Annotated in this window: 14 protein-coding genes; 7 read left to right on the forward strand and 7 right to left on the reverse strand. The window is 30.0% G+C overall.

Annotated features, from left to right (window positions below):
- The first annotated feature begins 61 nt into the window (after window positions 1-61).
- Window positions 62-1,462 (forward strand): Gfo/Idh/MocA family oxidoreductase, encoded by a 1,401-nt coding sequence (locus RG22_RS16790; RefSeq protein WP_034045426.1) that lies wholly within the window; start codon window positions 62-64, stop codon window positions 1,460-1,462.
- Window positions 1,463-1,793: 331 nt separating this feature from the next.
- On the opposite strand, the gene RG22_RS16795 is transcribed toward RG22_RS16790, so the two are convergent.
- Window positions 1,794-2,687 carry an IS982 family transposase gene (locus RG22_RS16795; protein WP_034041773.1) on the reverse strand — a complete coding sequence of 298 codons (894 nt, stop codon included), beginning with the start codon at window positions 2,685-2,687 and terminating at the stop codon, window positions 1,794-1,796.
- 80 nt (window positions 2,688-2,767) lie between these two features.
- The gene (locus RG22_RS16800) at window positions 2,768-3,265 is read right to left on the reverse strand and encodes a hypothetical protein (RefSeq protein ID WP_156113418.1); all 498 of its coding nucleotides are present in this window, start codon (window positions 3,263-3,265) and stop codon (window positions 2,768-2,770) included.
- A gap of 166 nt (window positions 3,266-3,431) precedes the next feature.
- On the opposite strand from RG22_RS16800, the gene RG22_RS16805 reads away from it, so the two are divergent.
- The gene (locus tag RG22_RS16805) at window positions 3,432-4,508 is read left to right on the forward strand and encodes a DUF3667 domain-containing protein (protein ID WP_034045431.1); all 1,077 of its coding nucleotides are present in this window, start codon (window positions 3,432-3,434) and stop codon (window positions 4,506-4,508) included.
- 249 nt (window positions 4,509-4,757) lie between these two features.
- A complete protein-coding gene (locus RG22_RS16810) occupies window positions 4,758-10,382 on the forward strand; it encodes an ATP-binding protein (protein ID WP_034045433.1) in 5,625 nt (1,874 codons plus the stop codon).
- An 8-nt stretch (window positions 10,383-10,390) separates the two neighbouring features.
- On the opposite strand, the gene uvrA is transcribed toward RG22_RS16810, so the two are convergent.
- On the reverse strand, window positions 10,391-13,174 hold the full coding sequence (uvrA, locus tag RG22_RS16815) for an excinuclease ABC subunit UvrA (protein ID WP_034045435.1): 2,784 nt from the start codon (window positions 13,172-13,174) through the stop codon (window positions 10,391-10,393).
- 234 nt (window positions 13,175-13,408) lie between these two features.
- On the opposite strand from uvrA, the gene RG22_RS16820 reads away from it, so the two are divergent.
- Window positions 13,409-13,993: an RNA polymerase sigma factor gene (locus RG22_RS16820; RefSeq protein WP_034045437.1), complete on the forward strand. Its 585-nt coding sequence runs from the start codon at window positions 13,409-13,411 to the stop codon at window positions 13,991-13,993.
- Window positions 13,994-14,228: 235 nt separating this feature from the next.
- Here RG22_RS16820 and RG22_RS16825 read toward each other — a convergent pair whose 3' ends face one another.
- Complete coding sequence (locus RG22_RS16825; protein WP_034045438.1) at window positions 14,229-14,888, reverse strand: endonuclease III domain-containing protein; 660 nt, start codon at window positions 14,886-14,888, stop codon at window positions 14,229-14,231.
- A 35-nt stretch (window positions 14,889-14,923) separates the two neighbouring features.
- Here RG22_RS16825 and bcp point away from each other — a divergent pair, with 35 nt between their 5' ends.
- Window positions 14,924-15,376 (forward strand): thioredoxin-dependent thiol peroxidase, encoded by a 453-nt coding sequence (gene bcp, locus RG22_RS16830; protein ID WP_034045439.1) that lies wholly within the window; start codon window positions 14,924-14,926, stop codon window positions 15,374-15,376.
- Window positions 15,377-15,423: 47 nt separating this feature from the next.
- Here bcp and RG22_RS16835 read toward each other — a convergent pair whose 3' ends face one another.
- Window positions 15,424-16,902: a nicotinate-nucleotide adenylyltransferase gene (locus RG22_RS16835; protein ID WP_034045441.1), complete on the reverse strand. Its 1,479-nt coding sequence runs from the start codon at window positions 16,900-16,902 to the stop codon at window positions 15,424-15,426.
- A 94-nt stretch (window positions 16,903-16,996) separates the two neighbouring features.
- Here RG22_RS16835 and RG22_RS16840 point away from each other — a divergent pair, with 94 nt between their 5' ends.
- Both RG22_RS16840 and RG22_RS16845 read left to right on the forward strand, forming a co-directional pair.
- Window positions 16,997-17,758 (forward strand): MBL fold metallo-hydrolase, encoded by a 762-nt coding sequence (locus RG22_RS16840; protein WP_034045442.1) that lies wholly within the window; start codon window positions 16,997-16,999, stop codon window positions 17,756-17,758.
- A 10-nt stretch (window positions 17,759-17,768) separates the two neighbouring features.
- A complete protein-coding gene (locus RG22_RS16845) occupies window positions 17,769-18,269 on the forward strand; it encodes a hypothetical protein (protein ID WP_034045444.1) in 501 nt (166 codons plus the stop codon).
- Here the strand turns inward: RG22_RS16845 and RG22_RS16850 are convergent, their stop codons facing one another.
- Window positions 18,270-18,641, reverse strand: coding sequence for a hypothetical protein (locus tag RG22_RS16850; protein WP_034045446.1), 372 nt, complete (start codon window positions 18,639-18,641; stop codon window positions 18,270-18,272).
- Between the two features lie 37 nt (window positions 18,642-18,678).
- Window positions 18,679-19,047 carry a helix-turn-helix domain-containing protein gene (locus RG22_RS16855; RefSeq protein WP_034045448.1) on the reverse strand — a complete coding sequence of 123 codons (369 nt, stop codon included), beginning with the start codon at window positions 19,045-19,047 and terminating at the stop codon, window positions 18,679-18,681.
- Between the last annotated feature and the right edge of the window lie 85 nt (window positions 19,048-19,132).

Consider the following 19,132-nt stretch of genomic DNA (forward strand, 5'->3'; position numbering starts at 1 on the left):
TAAAATTAAGTAACTTTCAAAATTCAATTTCGCTAAAATCATAAACGCATAAATTATATCAATGAAAAATTTAGACAGAAGAAGTTTTATTAAAAAAACATCACTTACTGGTGTAGCCTTGGGCTTAGGCAGTATGTTACCAGCTTATTCAACTAACCACCCAATTTTTGACCATGAAGGTAAATATATGGGCGGATTTGCTGCGCCAAAATTAAATAAAGTACGTATTGCAATAATAGGCGTTGGTGCTCGCGGTAGTGGACATGCAAGACAATTAGCATCCATTGAAGGTACAGAAATAGTGGCAATAAGCGATTTGTATGAAGATTATGCTAATAGATCTGCCAATAAATGTAAAGAAATAGGGAAAGAGTCGCGTCATAAAAATATTGCTGTGTACCATGGTGCAGAAGATAAGTGGAAATTGATGCTAGATGAAGTAAAACCAGATGCTGTTTTTATTGCTACAAACTGGAAAAACCACGCGCCAATGGCTATTGAAGCTATGAAAAAAGGTGCGCATGCTTTTGTTGAAGTACCTTTGGCGTTAACTTTAGAAGAAATGTGGGATATTGCATTTACTTCAGAGCAGACCCAAAAACATTGTATGATGATGGAAAATGTGAATTACGGAAGAGACGAACTTTTGTATTTAAACATGTGTAGACAGGGTGTTATTGGTGATATTTTACATGGAGAAGCGTCTTACATACACGAATTAAGAGGGCAAATGAATCAACAAGAAAGAGGCACAGGTTCTTGGAGAACGCCTCATTATGCTAAAAGAAACGGAAACCTTTATCCAACGCACGGTTTAGGACCAGTAGCTCAATATATGAATCTGGCAAGGGGCGAAGATAATTTTAATAGTTTGGTATCGTTTTCAACCCCTTCTTTGGGTAGAAAACAGTATGCTGAAAAAAATTATCCAGCAGACCATAAATGGAATAAGCTGGATTATAAAGGTGGCGATTTAAATACATCGATTATAAAAACCACTTTAGGCAGAACAATCATGGTTCAATGGGACGAAACCAGTCCGAGACCCTATTCGCGTCATAATTTGGTACAAGGTACAACCGGCACTTTAGCAGGTTTTCCAACACGAGTAGCTTTAGAAGGTGGCGTAGAAGGTATCACCAAAGACCATCACAGTTGGGCACAAGGTGAGCAATTGGAAAAAATATATGAAAAATACGAGCATCCTTTGTACAAACGCGTAGGTGAGTTAGCCAAAAAAATGGGTGGTCACGGCGGCATGGATTTTATGATGCTTTTTAGAATAGTGGAATGTTTACGCAATGGCGAACCATTAGACCAAAATGTTTACGAAGGTTGCCATTGGAGTGCTGTAGCGCCTTTAAGTGAAAAATCAGTTGCACAAGGTGGTTCACCACAAGCCTTTCCAGATTTTACTAGAGGTAAATGGAAAAGTACTGAGCCGCTTGCTATATTAAAATAATGCATTTTAAGTATTTATAAAAAATCCCCTTAACTATTATTGTTAAGGGGGTTTTGTTTTAAGGACAAAAAAAGATTAGTGCTTTTTCTTTTTATGCTTTTTCACTTTACCATTATGTTTGTAATAGTAATGGTTGTTGTCATCATTATTGTAAATGTCATCATACCAGTCATTGTCGTAATCATCATAGTATCTATCTCTTTGGTTATGATCTATTTCACAAAAACTAACGCCGCAAATATTACAACTGTTGCTAAAGCGGTTTACTTGTCCGCGTGTATTTACAATTTCTCCCCAATGGTTATACCTTACACTTAAAACCTGAGTTCGATTAATAAAGAGTCAACTGATTAGACTTTACAGTCTGATATTTTATAGAAGGTTTCTTAGGCAAAAAGCTATATGCGATAAGGCCTGCAACTATATTTGATAAGAAATTAGTAAAGCTTCTATGTCTAGAGTGTTCAATTTGACAAATATTTTTGAGTTCATCATTTACCGTTTCAATAACAGAACGTTTTCTGAGTAAAATTTTATCACTCATTGTCATTAAATAATTTTTCATATTGTTTTTGATATGCGTAATTAAATGCAATCCATCGGCAAAAAGCAATTGCATTAAATCTTTTCCGACATAACCTTTGTCTGCGTATAATTTACCATAAATTTTATCTAAAAAAGACTTCTTTTTTAGTGGCGTTCTATCATCAACATTAGCTTGGGTTATTGTAAAGTTTAGAATCTCGCCTTTATCATTTATAACGATGTGCAATTTAAAGCCATGGAACCATCCCATAGTGGATTTCCCGGTAGTTGCAATGCCTTTGAATACTTTGTTGTTCTTGATTCGTTTAGGTTTACAAACTCTAACAGGCGTAGAATCCACAAAAGAAATACCAGTAGAATCGCCTAAACAGCACGTCTTTAAAAACAAAGTCATTGGCATGAGATTTTGCTGCATGAGTTCTGTAAATCTATTGTATGAAACTGTAGCTGGAAAATCATCTCGCATATGCTTTTGCAGGTAATAAATGTAGAAGTGCTTAAAGGTTCTAAAACCACTGAGCTGAAACAAAATGGTAATAGTGATCACCTCGCTATTTGACATAACAGATGGACGTTTTGGAGGATTTCCCAAAAGATGTTTATCGACTATTTGGTCATATTCTTTACAAAATTCATCAACAAGACAGAAAATTTCAGTAATTTTAGAGTAGATTATCATAGATAGATTTTTAGATTAATAAATTGAAAATCAGAACTTTAATTTACTGAAAATCTATCTTTTTCACTAATAAAAAATGCCTAAATATTAATCGAACTCAGGTTTAAACCACCAACTTGGGTTAATGTACCGTTACGTTTGTAACTCATGTATATTGAACCTACGCGTTTAAGTTTTCCGTATCTATCGTAGTTTAAAAACAGATTACCAATGCGTCTTACTTTGCCATCTCTATCATGCGAAATTGAAACACCTCCGCTTCGGTGCCTGTACGATGTGTGCTTAACACGTTTACCTGGAGCACCATAAGTTTTGTTTATGTTATGTCTTTTAGAAGTTCTTTTTTTATAATACGAATCGTTGTAAAAAGTATCTTCATAATTTGTATTAAAATCGAAGCTTCCGTCAGGAAAAACTAAAAACTCAACACCACGTTCTGCAAACATAATAGGTTGTGCGTAACGGTAACGTTTTGTTTTATTTAACTTGGTTTTTTGATCTTGGTGGTTTAGTTCTGTTGCTGATACTGTTGTTAACCCTATTAACAAGCCTGTAAATAATAGTAATAATCTTTTCATAATCATATAGGATTTAATTTTGCCTACTCTTTAGCTTTTCGGCTTACGCTATTGTTTTGTAGTTTTCAATTAATGTGCCAAAATTGTAAATGGTTAATTGTTAGGTTTTTACTAATATAAAATTTGTAATTACTTTTTTTTACTTTTATAGAAACCAATCTTTTTAATGGAAAAACAATATGAAACTTGTAAAAATTGCGAAGAGGATTTTGAAAAAGACTTTAGGTTTTGTCCGCATTGTGGTCAAAAATCAAAAGATGAGCTTACTATAGGCGTTTTATTTTACAATACGATAACCAACTATTTTTCGTTTGATGCACGCTTTTTTAAAAGCTTTTTTCCTTTACTATTTAAACCAGGGTATTTAGCTAGTCGTTTTATTGAAGGAAAACGCTTGTTGTATTTACATCCTGCGCAACTCTACTTATTTATTTCGGTTATGTTTTTCTTTTTATTAACCGTTGTTGTAGTTAGGGATAAGGTTGAAGAAATAGATATAGCGTTAAAGAAAACATTAGAAAAACCAATAATTTCTGATAGTACGCGAGTAAAAGCAGAAAAGGCAATAGACTCCATAAAGCTGGATAGTATTTTAAGGCCTTTAAAAGAAAAAGGACTAGTTGGAATAGACAAAAAACAAGTAAAAGTATTAGACTCATTAATTAAAAAAGAGACTAGTAAAAATAAGAACTACGGAACAACATTTGATTTTAACATAAAAAAGGTAGACTCACTTATACTTATAAACGCGCAAAATGAAGCTGTTTTTAAGGCTATGGGAATGCGCGATGACGCAGGATCGCTTAAAAGAAAGTTTTACGAACAAAGTTTAAAGTTTTATAAACAACGAAATGGCGGGCAAATAATGCAGGCTGCCATAGATACAATACCAATATCTTTATTTATTCTTTTACCAATTTTTGCATTAATTTTAAAATTATTATTTTATAAACGAGGTACATATTCGCATCATTTAGTCTTTAGTTTTTATTACTTTTCATTTTTATTTACAGTATTTAGCTTAATACTTATTGTAAATTATTTTTGGGATATATCAGATTGGTTAGATTTTTTAATAGTAATCTCAACCTATTTTTATCTGTTAATAGCTATAAAACGTTTTTACAAACAGGGTTGGTTTTTAAGCTTTTTTAAATCTGGATTAGCATCCTTTGTTTATTTAATGTTGGTAATTCCTATTGCTATAGTTATTATTGGACTTGTTGGGTTTTTGTTTTATTAATCTGAAAATCATAGTATCACCTTTTAGTACTTTCTTGTTTTTGAAAATCTTGATTTTATAATGTCTTTTAATGTTGCTAATTTTTATTGATTAGCTAAAACCTTTTCTAAGACTAATATTATTCATTTATAAATAAATATATTCTGTATTTATTAATGTAATATAAAGATTAAAAATGCTTATGGTAGGTTTTTTACGATAATAAAAAATATTTTTCTTACATTTATAAAATCCAACCATTCAGATTACATGAGTAAAGAGAACACTAATTCCCTCAGAGATTCCCTAAATAAAAATTCTTTTAAAATAAAACCAATTCTTTTAGAGTTAAAAAATTACAATTTTTTTCATTCTGTACAAAAAAGAAATGGGGACGATACTAATAATAGATTCTTAGGTAGAAAAGCTATTATTGATCGGATTAAAAGTTTTATATACGAAACAAACAAGAATACAGGAACATATTTAGTAAGTGGATTTAGAGGTATGGGCAAGACCTCTGTTGTAAATAAAGCCATTTCTTCTTTAAGTCCTAAATCGAAATTTACCAGTTTTTTTGTATTAATAATATCCTTACTTCCTTTAATTATTTTTATAAGCCCAATACTGGATGTTTATAAGTATTTTTATGATGAATTTGTACCTTCATTCTTGTTACTTGGAATATTATTTTTATTCTTAATAGTAATTTTTTATTTGGGTCACCGTTCCCCAAGACTTCGTCATAATAAAAACAAGATAATTATTTTTTGGAAAAAGATAGAAAGGGGAGTAGAGGCTCTTTTTAATCCAAAGTTTTATAGACATAAATATATGTTTCATCGTTTACTGAGACTAAGTTTAATCTATACTCTTACAGTTCTCTTTTTTGTTATTTATTATTCGCTTTTTGATGCTAAAAATCCAAATATAGAAACTAAAGATTTTGAATTTTTTTGGTTTGTTATACACATAGTTATTCTTTGGTACCTTTTAATAGATTTGCATATAGAAGTTGTAACTTTTACAAAAAAAAATGATAATTATAAGGATTGGATAAAAGTAATTTCAATAATTGCTTTTTCAGTCCTGTTTTTTATGATTTTAATATGCCACTATTATGATAATTCCATCACATCTAGTATTTTATTTAAAATAACAATTATTTCAATATACTTTATTGCAAAAACCAGCCTAAAACTTTCCAATAAGCAAGCTAATAGTAAAAACTATAATGTATCCCTTAATAGAATAATAACTTTGTTTGATTTTCAACATTACATTTCTGTAAAAATTAATTTAGGAAAAGACAATCTAACAGAAAAAGATGTTTTGAAATATATCACTAATGAACTTTATAAAAAATATAGAAAATGGTATTATGACATAAAAAGCTTTAAACGGTTAGTGAATTTAATTGTTCTTTTATTAATTATTTATCTGTCTAGCACAATTATTTATAGAACCTTTTTAGGGAATCAGTTTACAAATTTTAGTATAGATAAGTATAAGATTGCCTATTTTTTTCCAAGTCAAGGCCTATTAGAGATTGAAGATAAACTCGATAATTTTAAAATTAAGTCACTATTTAATAATGATGATATTACAATAGACCAATATAACAATAAGATTAAGTTTTTTTTGGACTCTAATAAGGTTAAAAACAAAATTGGTTATACAGCCTTAATCAGTAAAAAAGTTATAGTTGCAGAGAGACAGAAAATAATTCCTAATAAAGATACTGTTTTTATATATGATATTGAACAACAATCAATATTTAATAAAACATTAGTTTCCATTGGAATGGTGAGTAACCAAATAGATTATTTATCATTTAAGTTTTGGTATAAAATAAGACACACGCTAATTGGAGAAAATGCATATTTACCAATATTTAATAGCGTTTTAAACAAAAAAAGTAAAATTAGTGTAGCAAAGTTGTATCCTGAGATACCGATTTTATCAGTGTTTCTGATGATGTTATTATTCTTATTTTCATATCGATTTGTACCAAATAGACTTTTGATTATTAAAACGCATTATTATGCCTTAAGAGAATTAAAAAAGCTTAAAAATGAAATAGATGCCTCTATAATTGTCGAACAAGGTGGAAGTGCTAGTAGTATGAAGAATTCTTTTTTCAATTATTTAAAACGCTCAAGTTATTCTCCTTTAGAATCAAAAGATATTACGCAAAGACTAATACACATTTTAGATGATGTTTCAACAATCTATTCAGTGTTTACAAAAGTTAGGCTTATTTTCGTTTTTGATGAACTAGATAAAATTAATAGTAATGACAATACAGTTATTACTAATTTAGAAGATGAATTTGAAGGAGATAACAATAGTAATGAGGTTAGATATCAGGCTCGTCGTAAAGAACGTATAGGTAGGATACTCTCGAGTATGAAACATTTTTTAAATTCTGCTCATGCTAAATTTATTTTTATTGCAGGAAGAGAAATGTATGATGCCGCTTTAGCAGGAATTTCAGATAGGGAGTCTAGTTTAGATAGTATTTTTAATGATAATAAAATATATGTCAATAGCTTTTATACAGAAGGAGAAGATAATAACCCAGCCGATATCACTAGTATAACAGAACAGTATCTTTGCCAATTTTTAATTCCTGATTATTACTTATCTACAAAACAAAGAAATAATCCATCTATTAAGATGTATAATATTTATTTGAATGATAAAAAGGAAATGCTTCAGATTGATGACGAGGAAAGGGTGAAAATTATTTCTACACTAAAGAATTTTGTGGTCTATTTAGCTTATAGAAGTAATGGTGCTCCAAGAAAACTATCTAGTTTAATAGAGCAATATATTTTGCCTGTTCCAAAATCTGAAATTTCTGGTGATGAATATAAAAGAAACATTATAGTTGGCTCCAATAATGAAAATATGTTCTTGCAGTTAGGTTTCTATGATCAATATAAATTTAATTTAATCTCCTATTTAACATCACCTATTTTTCTTGGTTTGGGTAATTATATTCACGAGTATAGTGATAAGCTTTTGGTGTCAATAAGTTACATGTTAGACCATATTTTTAAACATCATAAGTTTGGTTTATCCTACAGGAGTTTATCATTAACACCAGAAATTGTAGACATTAATAAAGAGCCTCAATTTAGAGAATTTCTTGACAAACTAATTAGTTACTTAACAAAAAGTCATTTACGACCTATAGTTAGTGGAATATACGATTTCAAGTTTCATGGAAAAATAGAATCAGAAATTAAATTCTTATCTAAAATTAATGAACAAGAAGCTGCAGCTTTTAATTTTACTTTAGATGAGTCTATTGAACTAAAAAGGCATTTTAATAAAAGGCTAGAATTACTTAAACAAAAAGAGGCAGATATTATTGTACACAATACGAATGGTTATATTGAAGATTACATAAACAATATATCTCTACTTCATGTTATGATTGGAGACCTTCATTTTAATGACGAAGAATTCCATGAGGCCATTGTACATTATATGGATGCTATACAAGTTTTACGTCAAAAACCTGTTAAAGATATGACCCTATACGAATTTGTTTTATTTGTTAGAAACCAACTCAAATTAGGGTTATCTTTTGAAAAAAACAAAATGTTTGATAGTGCATTAATGACATTTTCCGAATTAACTGATTTAGTGATTAGAAAACGAAATATTCCCATATATAAATTAGGACTTGCAAGATTTATAATTAAAAAAAGTGATATTAATTCTGCTTTTTGGCGTAAATATTTTGGAATATCAGACAAGCCTACCGAAGAACAAAGAAAAATAATAGACAAAAAAAAATTAGCAAAAATTGACAATATCTTAAATTTTATTGAAAATGATAGTAAACAAGAATTAATTGTAGTAGGACGATTAAATGAAAACATTATTAAATCATTCCAAAATAATGGAAATATAGATAATTGGAAGATTCTTTATCCAGTTATTGATATGAAAACATTCTATAGTGTTAAATTATCTGATGTAATGAAAAATTTAGATACTTTAGATACTAACTATAAGCCATTAAAAAACTATTTCTTACAGTCTACAGGAGAGAATGTAAGACTTCTATATCAACCAATTATTGCAAAATTGCATTTAATTGAAAAAGCTAGCCCAGATAAATTAAAAGATATTGATGTTGTAAGGGCGATAGAAGAGTTCAACTTTTTAAAGTTCCCGCTGAAGACTACAGAAAAGCGATTGATAGTAGCTGAGTTTTACAACAAAATAGGAGATTTGTTGTATTTTAAAAACGGTACATTAAATAAATGTTTAAAAAAGAAGTTGTATGACAATATTGATGACTATGATAAAATTATAAGTGATGATTTAAAGGATAAGTCCCAAGTTTTGTTAAGAACTCCAATAGACGCTACTCTGTTTTACATCAAGTCATTAGTAATATTGTTAAGGCCTAATCATGATGTATCTAACGATTGTGAAGAAAGAGAAAATTTACCAGTTATAAACTTTATCGATTATTACAAAATAAAAAATTTAGCCGAGGTTGAAGGTTCTGAATCTTTAGAAAGTTTTTTCTTAAATCAAATTAAAGAAAATTTAAAAAAAATAGAGAATAAAATTGATATAATGGTGTCTACTTTTATTCCTACAAATAAAAAAACGTCTTTTAAAGATAGGTATGCTGTGGATTATTTGTTTTCTATAGCTAATGGTATAATTGATTTAGTTGAGTGTCTAACTAGTTATATTAATGATGAACAAAATAGTAAAGAAGCGATACTATATAAAAAGTGCTATTTAAATCCAAATTTCATTTTCTCTGTTCTAGGTGTTCCAATAGAGCGTATATTAAACCTGTATCATTTTGCAGGAGAAATATACAAAGAGATTGGAGAATTTAGATTAGCGAGGTCTCAAAAGCTTAAAATACTGTATACATTGAACCAATGTAGTTTTGAAACTTTAAAGCGTATTAAAACATGTAAACTAGAGTTTGTAGTGGGAATATATAATGAGAAATTTTTATTAGAGCTGCAGTCTTTTTTAAATGCTATGATTAAATTATCATATGCTGCTAATAATGAAACTAGTTTTATGGAACAAAATAAATTAAAGAGTATCCTTTCGTGTAAGAATATTTCTGAAATATGTCAAAACAGCATTATTGGAATGGAAGTTATGGAATCTATAACAATATATTGGCATTTCGTACATAAAGTGATTCAGATTAATAAAAATTCTGATATAATTTTTAATGAAGGAATTTCGGATTTAGAAACTAAGCTTAACTCTTTTTTGAAAAATAATATAAATCCTAATTCTATAATTCTTGGTAAGAATAATAGAATTCTTTTACTTTCATTGATGGCTGAAAACAATAAATGTCTTTATATAAAAAATCAGATCTCAAATGATATGAATACCAATGCTTCTTTAATTTTAAATTCTATTGGTGCTTGTAACGAGATAATTAAGACTCATGATATATTTAGTCTAAATTATGTAACAACTAGCAATATAGGTTTTGCCAGAGCTCATTATCAAATGGGGTATTGGTGTGGTGAGTATGAAAAACTAAAGAAATCATCTGTTCTTGTATTTGGTGAAGATAAACTTGAGCAGGTTCTTAAAGATGAAATCCTTAATTCTGAAAACTTAGATTATATAGATTCTCATTATCATTTTAGATTATCATTAGATTATAATCATAAGGTGAAAGATTTCCATACTCGCGGAGCTTCTCTCTATTCCTTTATTCAATCTGCTTCATATTTAGATGATTTTTATAATGATAATTTAATACATTTTTCTATATCTATTGAAAGAAACATGCTTCAAAAAGGTTATGTTGATGATAAAATAGAAGAATTAAGTAAAATAGCGGTTCCTATAAAATTTGATAGTTTTTGTAAATAAAAACAAGCTTACAGCTTGATTTTTAAAAACTTTCCAGTTTCTGAAGCTTTAATTTTTATAATAGCTTCTGGTATGCCCGTAGCGACTAGATTCCCACCGGTTTCTCCACCTTTTGGACCTAAGTCAATAATATAATCGGCACATTTAATAAGTTCTAAATTATGCTCAACTACAATAATTGAGTGTCCTTTTTCAATTAGTGCATTAAAGGATTTTAAAAGCTTTTGAATATCATGAAAATGTAATCCAGTAGTAGGTTCATCAAAAATAAAAAGTGCTTTGTCTTTATTATTGCTTTTACCTAAAAACGATGCTAATTTTATACGTTGCGCTTCACCACCAGAAAGGGTAGAAGAGCTTTGTCCTAAAGTGACATAACCCAAACCTACATCTTGCAAGGGTTTTAATTTTGTTTTAATTTTTGTTTGATTATTAGCTTCAAAAAAAGCAACAGCATCATCAATGGTTAAGTTTAAAATATCATCAATACTTTTGTCAGCAAAAGTTACTTCTAAAACTTCCTTTTTAAAACGTTTGCCTTTGCAGGTTTCACATTCTAAATGTACATCTGCCATAAACTGCATTTCAATAGTTACCTCACCTTCGCCTTTACAAGTCTCACAGCGTCCGCCATCTACATTAAAAGAAAAGTGTTTTGCCTGGTAATTTCTAATAGCACTTAATTTCTGTTTTGAAAATAAGGCGCGAATATCATCATAAGCTTTAATGTATGTTACTGGGTTTGAGCGAGACGAACGACCAATTGGGTTTTGGTCTACAAATTCAATATGCTTAATATTACTGAAATTACCTTCCAACGCTGTAAACTGACCAGCCTTGTCTCCAAAATCAGTTAATTTTTTTTGTAACGCTGGGTATAAAATCTTTTTAACTAAAGTACTTTTTCCACTACCAGAAACACCAGTAATAACGGTTAACATATCTAATGGAAAACGAACATCGATATTTTTTAAGTTGTTTTCTCGGGCCCCAATAATATCAACATAATATTTTGATGTTCTTCGTGTTTTAGGAACTTCAATTTTTAAGGTTTCGTTTAAATATTGTGCTGTTAAAGAATCTGAAACTAAAATATCATTATAAGTACCATTTGCTACAACATGACCTCCAAAAGTACCAGCTTCTGGACCAATATCAATAATGTTATCAGAAGCTTTCATAATATCCTCGTCGTGTTCTACTACAATAACGGTATTTCCTAAATCGCGCAATTGTTTTAAAACCAAAATTAAACGTTCTGTGTCTTTTGGATGTAGGCCAATACTAGGTTCGTCTAAAATATACATCGACCCAACTAAGCTGCTTCCTAACGATGTTGCAAGATTGATGCGCTGACTTTCCCCGCCAGAAAGCGTATTCGATTTTCTATTCAAAGTCAAATAATCTAAACCAACATTTGATAGAAACAAAAGACGATTGTTAATCTCTTTTAAAAGTCTATTAGCTATTTGCGTATCATAATCGTTTAATTCTAATTGCTCAAAAAAGCTTGCTAATTTATCTAGAGGCATTTCTACTAAATCTGTAATCGTAGCTCCAGCAATTTTCACATAATTAGCTTCAATACGTAAACGTTTACCGTTACAGGTTTTACACTTAGTTTTTCCGCGATAACGAGATAGCATTACACGGTTTTGTATTTTATAAGCTTTAGATTCTAATTCGGCAAAAAAAGAATTTAAACCTTCAAAGTGTTTGTTTCCTGTCCAAATGAGTTGTTTTTGAGCATCACTTAACTCGAAATAGGGTTTGTGAATAGGAAAATCGAATTTATGCGAATTATTAACCAATTGATCTCTATACCAACTCATGCTCTCTCCGCGCCAAGGGAAAATAGCATTTTCGTAAACCGATAATCCTGTATTTGGGATTGCTAAATCATCATCTATTCCAATTATATCGCCATAGCCTTCACATTTAGGGCATGCTCCGTATGGGTTGTTAAAACTAAATAAATGTACATTGGGCTCTAAATAAGTAATGCCGTCTAATTCAAATTTATTACTAAAAACACGTTGTCTACTATTAGAAAGCGTTTCAATAATGCATTTTCCTTTGCCTTCAAAAAAAGCAGTTTGTACGGCATCTGCTAAACGATTGAAAAAGTCTTCTTCATCTCTTAGAATAATTCTATCAACAACTAAAAAAATGTCTTTCTTATCTGAGATGTCTTTCGCTTCATCAATTCTGATAATTTTGTCATTTGCTTTAACCCTTGCATAACCCTGCTGATTTAAGGCTTTGAGTTTGTCGCTCATACTTCGATTTTCTTCTAAATGAATAGGAGCGAGGAGCAATAATTTTTCGCCTTCAGGAAATGTCTTTAAGTATTTAATAACGTCAGTAACTGTATCTTTTTTTACTTCAGTACCAGATTTTGGAGAATACGTTTTGCCAATTCTTGCAAACAATAGCTTTAAATAATCATAAATCTCAGTAGTTGTACCAACGGTTGATCGCGGATTGGTTGAATTTACTTTTTGTTCAATAGCTATTGCTGGAGCAATCCCCTTTATATAATCTACTTTTGGTTTATTAAGACGACCTAAAAATTGACGTGCATAGCTCGATAAGCTTTCAACATAGCGTCTTTGTCCTTCAGCATAAAGCGTATCAAAAGCCAAACTAGATTTTCCAGAACCAGATAATCCTGTAATAACTACTAATTTATTTCTTGGGATAACGACATCAATATTTTTTAAGTTATGCAATTTTGCACCTTTAATAATGATGTTTTGTTTCGGGTTTACTTCAGAAATGTTAGTAATCATAAGCTTTTAAAAGAATAATTTCGCAAAGATACTATAAGTAAATCAGCTTAAAAAATAGATTATTGTTTAATGAAATGTTAAAAAAAATAGATTTTTTTTGTTTTATAGGAATGATTGTTGTTATATTTGATTTCTCAATCAAAAAACAACTCTCGCTTATAGCATAACATTACTTTAAAAAAAATTAACCCCAAGCAATGAGGCATTTCGCTTCGATGCATTAAAGTAATGATTATGAAATACAAACTTGTTTCTGATGCTATTTTAGTTAGCAACTATATTAAAGGTGATGAAAGTGCTTTAGAAATTCTTATAACAAGGCACAAACAAAAAATTTACAGTTTTATTTATTCTAAAGTTTACGACAGAGATGTTGCTGAAGATATTTTTCAAGACACATTCATTAAAGTTATTCGTACACTTAAACGTGGTGCATACAATGAAGAAGGGAAGTTTTTACCATGGGTAATGCGTATTTCTCATAATTTAGTTATTGACTTTTTTAGAAAAAATAATAGAATGCCAAAATTTGATAATAGTGGCGATTTTAGTATTTTTTCTGTACTTAGTGATAATAGTTTGAATGCTGAAAAAGCCATTATTAAAGAACAAGTAGAAAATGATGTGAGGCGTTTAGTTGATGAACTGCCTGAAGACCAAAAAGAGGTGCTAATGATGCGAATTTATAATGATATGAGCTTTAAAGAAATCTCAGATCGAACAGGTGTTAGTATCAATACAGCTCTAGGACGCATGAGATATGCATTAATAAATTTAAGAAAGATAATAGATAAGCATAATATAGTTTTAACAAACTAGCACAATAAAGTAAATTTTGCTGCGTTACTTAATAAATAACCCATAATTTGTTAAAATGGCAAAACTTTACTCTGAAAATTCTATTAAAAATTTAAACGATCTAAAACCGAAGGAAGAAACGGTTAATTTTCTTCTAAATTATTCTAAGGCTTTAAGTGTTATAAATTGTAATAAAATGAAGTTTGAAGCGCTTCTAAACTAAATTTTGGAAAAGTCCTGAGATGTTTGTTAATCATCAGGACTTTTTTAGTTTATAGTATTCGTTTAAAACGGACTTTCTTCCCACAGTTTTGGTTATAATGTCTTTTTCTAAATCCCAGCCTCTAGCCGGAGAATACTCTCGTCCATACCAAATAATTTGTAAATGTAAATCGTTCCATAATTCTTTTGGAAATAGGCGTTTTGCATCTTTTTCAGTCTGTACCACGTTTTTACCATTACTTAAATTCCACCTATACATTAGTCGATGGATATGTGTGTCTACCGGAAAAGCAGGTATACCAAAAGCTTGAGACATAACTACGCTAGCTGTTTTATGACCAACAGCAGGCAGTTCTTCAAGGGATTCAAAACTTTGAGGCACTTTACCATTATGTTTTTCAATAAGAATTTTAGATAACCCGTAAATACCTTTACTTTTCATGGGAGACAAGCCAACAGGCTTTATAATCTCTCTTATTTCTTCAGCAGAAAGCTTAACCATATCATACGGATTATCTGCTTTTTCAAAAAGTAAAGGGGTTATTTTGTTAACACGAACATCGGTACTTTGTGCAGACATTAAAACTGCTATAAGTAGTGTATATGGATCTTTATGATCTAATGGAATGGGGATTTCTGGATATAGTTTATATAGTGTATTAATAATAAAGTTAACTTTCTCTGTTTTAGTCATAAGTTGTATTTTTGATAAAAATCAAAGTTATAACTATGAACACACTAAAACAAGGTGATGCCGTTCCTAATTTTACGGCTAAAGATGAACAAGGAAATATAATTTCATTAAGTGGTTACAAAGGAAAAAAGTTAGTGGTCTTTTTTTACCCTAAAGCAAACACACCGGGTTGTACCGTAGAAGCTTGTAATTTGCGAGACAATTATGATGTTTTAAAAGAAAAAGGTTATGAGTTGTTAGGTGTAAGTGCAGATTCTGCTAAAAAACAATCTAATTTTAAAAATAAATTTAATTTCCCTTTTCCCTTATTAGCAGATGAAGATAAAACGGTAATTAACGCTTTTGGTGTTTGGGGGCTAAAAAAGTTTATGGGTAGAGAGTATGATGGCATTCACAGAAAAACATTTATTATTGATGAAAATGGGATAGTAGAGCGCGTTATTGATAAAGTAAAAACTAAAGATCATGCCGCTCAAATATTAGAGTAGGTGCTAAAAAAAGGCTTTGTTTAACAAAGCCTTTTTTTAGCACACAATTATTTTTTTACTGTCCTTTTCTTAATAGTTATAGATTTTAAAGGCTTACGGGTGTAACCAAATAATCTGTAGTCTTTAATTAAATCTGCTGTGCCTTCTGGTAACATATCTTCCCAACCACGATCTCCGTTTTCAATTTTCTGAAGAATTTCTCTGGAAAAAATGCTCATAATGCTAGTGTCGTAATCTTCAATATCTATTACTTTTCCATTGTATTTAAAGAATTTATAAAGTTCTTTCATGCGCGGATAAACCTTCAAGTTTTTACTGTTAATTAATTCTCCAGTTTCTGGGTCAAGCATAGGGTATAAGTATACTTTTAAATCTTTAAAAAATAATTTACCAAATGCTTCAAGAATACCACCACTTAAATGGCGATAGTATTTTTCGTCAAAAATATCAATCAAATTATTAACACCCATTGCAAGTCCCATTCTAGCTTTGGTATATGAAGAGAAATATTCAACGACTTTATAGTATTCTTGGAAATTGGAAATCATTACAGATTGTCCGAGCGAGCATAATAAATCTGCTCTATCCATAAAATCTTGCTCGTCTATTTCGCCTTCTGCCCGCAAGTTAGATAAGGTTATTTCAAATACTACTTCGGTTTTATCAGCATTTACCTTATTTTCTTTAATAAACATTTCGTATGATTTCTCATACATAGCCATATTCACCTTAGTTACAGGTCTAAAACTACCTCGTAACGCTAGAATGTTTTTTTTATATAAAACTTTTGCAGGAAGTACATTGTTCCCATCTGGACCAAACATAACGGCATCTGTCATACCGTTTTTAACTAACTGTAAACTCATTAGTCTATTATCTACATCTTTAAAAACTGGACCAGAAAAGTTAATGGTGTCAATTTCTAATTGATCTTTATCTAAATGATCATATAAATAACGTAGTAATTTTTTTGGTTCGTTATACTTGTAAAAAGCTCCATAGATAAGGTTTGTTCCTAAAGCACCTAAGGTTTCTTGCTGTAAACGAGCATCTGTTTCTTTAAAACGAACATGTAATATTATTTCATTGTACCCACCACCAGATTCAACTTGATATTTAATTCCTACCCAACCGTGACCTTTAAATTTTTTTGCAAAATCTATAGTAGCAACGGTATTGGCGTATGTAAAAAATATTTTATTTGGATGTTTATCGCGCGTAATACGCTTCTCCATAAGACTCATTTCATGAGAAAGCATTTTACGCAAACGTGCTTCGGTTACATAGCGCCTGTCATCTTCAATTCCATAGATAGCATCACTAAAATCTTTATCGTAAGCAGACATTGCTTTTGCTATAGTTCCCGATGCGCCACCAGCTCTAAAAAAATGACGACATGTTTCTTGACCTGCACCAATTTCAGCAAATGTTCCGTAAATATTTTCGTTTAAATTTATACGTAGTGCTTTAGATTTTAATGACGGAATATCATCAAATTCTTTATCCCCCTTTATGGTAATTTCCATATCTTTTTTGAGTTAGTAGTAATAGTTACAAAGGTATTAAATAACTATAGCAAACAAAAAAATAAGCTTATTTTTGTGATTTAATATTAGTTTTTTGAAAATTACATTTCTTGGTACGGGCACATCTCAAGGTATTCCAGTTATTGGGAGTAAACACCCAGTATGCTTAAGTAAAAACCCCAAAGATAAACGATTAAGAGTATCTGTTTTGGTAGAGTGGGATGATTTTGCTTATGTGATAGATTGCGGGCCAGATTTTAGGCAGCAAATGTTGCGGAGTAAATGTGAAAAAATCAATGGTATTCTATTTACGCATGAACATTCTGATCATGTTGCAGGTTTAGATGATATTAGACCTTTGTGTTACATGAATGGTGACATGAATATTTATGCTCACGAACGTGTGATTAAATCTATAAAAAATAGGTTTGATTACATTTTTAAAACTGAAAACAAATACCCTGGCGCACCAACTGTAATAACAAATGTTATTAATAATAAGCCGTTTAATTTATCTGGACTTGAAGTTATACCAATAAATGCAAATCATTATTTTGTCCAGGTTTTTGGTTTTAGATTTAATGATTTCGCCTATTTAACTGATATAAAAACAGTTGATGATAATGAACTTGAGAAGCTTAAAAAGCTTAAGATTTTGGTGATTAATGCGTTACGCATAGAGCCTCATATTTCTCATTTTAATTTAGATGAAGCTTTGCAATTCGTTGATAAAGTGAAGCCGAAAAAAGCTTATTTTACACATATAAGCCATTTGTTAGGCTTTCATGATGAAGTGCAACGCAGGCTTCCAGAAAATATTTTTCTTGCCTACGACGGCTTGCAATTAACTCTATAAAAAGCAAAAGATGAAACAAAGAATTTTTATGTATTTATTTGTGTTTTCGGCATTATTAGTGCTGTTTCAGTATGTGAATTCTAAACGTGTGTTTGAAGATTTGAATAACAAATTAGAAGAACATAAATTGAAATCTGAAAAATATAAAGATTCCTTGAAGACAATACAAGATGAAGTTTTAAATCTATCATATTTTAATTTAGATAGAAATGAAGATGCTATAAGTTATTTTGAAAATGATGGCTATAATGTAGACGAATTAATTCCTTTTATTAAAGATGAACTTTATAAGCTAAACGAAATCAAAGGAGAACACCCCATAGTGCCGTATGCAGCAAGCGAAGGCAGAAAAATGCTGATTAACACAGTTAAAATGCTAAACCACAAATGGATTATTGCTGATTTTTCTGATGGTGAATTTTGGGGGGAATTATTTTTAACTTACGAAATAACAGAGGATAAACAGCTAAAATTCAATTTAGTAGAATCATTTTTATATCCTTTCGATTAACTATTTAGTAGCCTTATAAGCGATTCCTTTTTGCTTTTTTGTTTCACCAACATAAGAGTATTCAAAAGTATACGACGAATCTGTTGTCGTTAAAATTTTTAGGTGAACATCTTTCCTTTCAGCCATATTTTTGGGGTTAATAGTCTTAAAAATAACTTCACAATCGTTTATCCATCGTAATTTTGATGAATCTATTTTCTTGTTATAGGTTTCAATTTGTAAATTTTCAGTTCTTCTAAAAGAGGATTTGTATAACACATCATTTATTAATACCTCGCTATAAAACTTCCCCGTTTTATAATCTTTACAATTTCTTGAAGTTTCGTAACAACTTAAAACGCTAAACAATAAAAGAAAACATAGTAAACGCATAAAAAATATTTTTGAGCAAAGCTACTAAAGAAAGCTGTTAATTCTGAAAATTTTTAAAACTTCCGTCTGAATAAAAAATAATAATGCGCTCAATCTCTTTTTCATTATTGATTTCAGATTTTATAGTGTCTTTAATTTTTAACTCTGGAGCATTAGTTTTATCACTTGCCAGGTTTTTATTTGAAGGAAATTCACCTTTGCCGTTTAAAAGCCAATACAATTCAACTTCTGGAAAGGAGTAAAGTACTTTTAAAACAAAGTCTAAACTTGGTTTGTTTCTTCCCGATAAAATATGCGAAATACTAGAACGTTGTACGCCAATTTTTTCAGCGAAAGACGAAGCCGATTCACCGTAGTAATCTATTACTTTTTGAAGTCGTTTTACAAAAGCTTCATTGTTTATCATTGTAAACTTGTGATTAAGTCTAAATTAGGTTACAAATGTAACGTTATATTTTGAATAATAGTATTTATAATCTAAAACAAATAAA

Source organism: Wocania ichthyoenteri Th78 (assembly GCF_000789235.1).
Taxonomy (GTDB): domain Bacteria; phylum Bacteroidota; class Bacteroidia; order Flavobacteriales; family Flavobacteriaceae; genus Wocania_A; species Wocania_A ichthyoenteri.